We start from the raw sequence: 1,725 nt of genomic DNA, 5'->3' as shown, positions 1-1,725 counted from the left end.
GCGTGTGGCCTGGATCCCGTCGCGAGTTCGTACAAGACGACGCCCGCCGCGTAGATATCGGCGCGCGCGTCCACGGACTCGCCCCGAAGCTGCTCCGGGGCCATGTACGCGGGAGTCCCAATGAGGGCCCCCGGCACGGTCACTGTCTCCGCGACCGTGGTCTCGGGAGAGGGTGCGAACAGCCTGGCGATGCCGAAGTCGAGCACCTTGAGCCGGCCGTCCGGGGTGAGGATCAGATTCCCCGGCTTGATGTCGCGGTGGAGGATGCCTTGATCGTGCGCCGCGGCCAGCGCCGCCGCGAGCTGCGCCCCGATCTTCCGGATCTCGGCCTCCTGCAAGAGGCCGCCCGCGAGCCGGTCGCGCAAGGTCGTCCCCGGCACGCACTCCATCACCAGGAAATCGACTCCGTCCTGGACGTCGAAGTCATGGACGACGGCGATGTTCGGATGACTGAGCTTGGAGAGCGCGAGCGCCTCGGAGCGGAAGCGCCGGCGCGACGCCGGATCAGCGAGGGCGCCCGCGGGCAGAACCTTGAGAGCGACGTCCCTGTCGAGGTGCTCGTCCCTCACGAGGAACACGACGCCCATTCCGCCGGCGCCGATCTCCCGGATCACGCGGAAGTGGGCGAGCTTCTGTCCCGGCGACAACGTCATAGGAACGCCACCTCGTGGCGAGGACAAGCCTCGTTTATCGGGACTCTCCCTTGACTGATCCGCCCGTCTGCTTCTTCAGCGGGTCCGAGCTGCGGCCACGCTCATGGAGAACTCAGTGACACCGCTGCCACGCCGAATCCCGCCGCCTGCCCATGATATCCTCGGTGGCTCTGCTGACGCACGTCCATCCGCTTCTGCTCGGCGCCCTCAGGCACAGGCCCTGGAGATCACGCTTGCGCCAAAGGATGGAGCCGCGGGCGCCCGCCAGCCGACTATTCGATCAGAGTCAGCTTGCGCGCCTCCTCGCGGCCGCCCGCCCGCAGGCGGCATGTGTAGATGCCCGCCGGAAGAGGGCGGCCCTGGTCATCGCGTCCGTCCCAGATCGCCTGGTTCCGGCCCGCATCCATCGGTCCGCCCGCGAGAAGGCGCAAGCGGCGGCCTGAGACGTCGAGGATCTCGAGCATCCCGAGGCTGGTTGAGGGAAGCTCGAACCGGATGGCAATGGGGGGCGCGCCGGGATTGGGCGCCGATGGATGCAACGCGAAGGGCGGGCCCGCCGCGGACGGGGGCAACGGAGGCGTCGCTGCGGGCTCCGAGGTCCATTCCAGGCGCAGCTCGTCCACGACCGGCCGGGAGCCGATCCTCTCGTAGAGCAGGGTCGCTCGCCAGAGAGGCTCGCTGCCCGGGTGCGCCAGCGCGTGCCAGGCGCCGGGCGGGAGCAGAGTCTGCCAGTGCGCGCCGCCGTCGGCGCTGAACTCCCAGTCGACAGCAGGGGTCGCGTCGACTTCCATCCTCACCTGCCGCAGAGGAACGGACTGCGCCGGGAGAATGAGAGACTGCGCCCGATCTCTGATGGGATCGGCGGCGCGATCGAAGGCGCGGATCATCACGAGTCCCAGGTACCGGCTCATGGCGTAGAGATAGTCGCCTGCGCGCTGCAGCCAGACGATCTCCTGGCTTGTCGGGAGCGAGTGAAGGAGGCGGGGCGAGGTGGGATCCGCCACGTCGAGAACGTCGATCTGTTCCCCGCCGGCCTGGAAGACGACATTGCCGGCCGGGACGAGCTGGCCCA

At 69.0% G+C, this 1,725-nt stretch carries 2 protein-coding genes; both read right to left on the bottom strand.

Annotated elements, in window-relative coordinates; all coding sequences use genetic code 11:
- Positions 1-653 (bottom strand): serine/threonine protein kinase (locus FJY88_14220; protein ID MBM3288483.1); only part of this gene is annotated, 653 nt, incomplete at its 3' end.
- A 272-nt stretch (positions 654-925) separates the two neighbouring features.
- The coding region (locus FJY88_14215; GenBank protein MBM3288482.1) for a hypothetical protein at positions 926-1,725 on the bottom strand (800 nt) is incomplete at its 5' end.

The sequence above is a fragment of the Candidatus Eisenbacteria bacterium genome, from assembly GCA_016867495.1.
GTDB lineage: Bacteria > Eisenbacteria > RBG-16-71-46 > CAIMUX01 > VGJL01 > VGJL01.
Note: the sequence above shows the minus strand (reverse complement) of the source record. Positions and strands in the feature narration are given on the sequence as shown.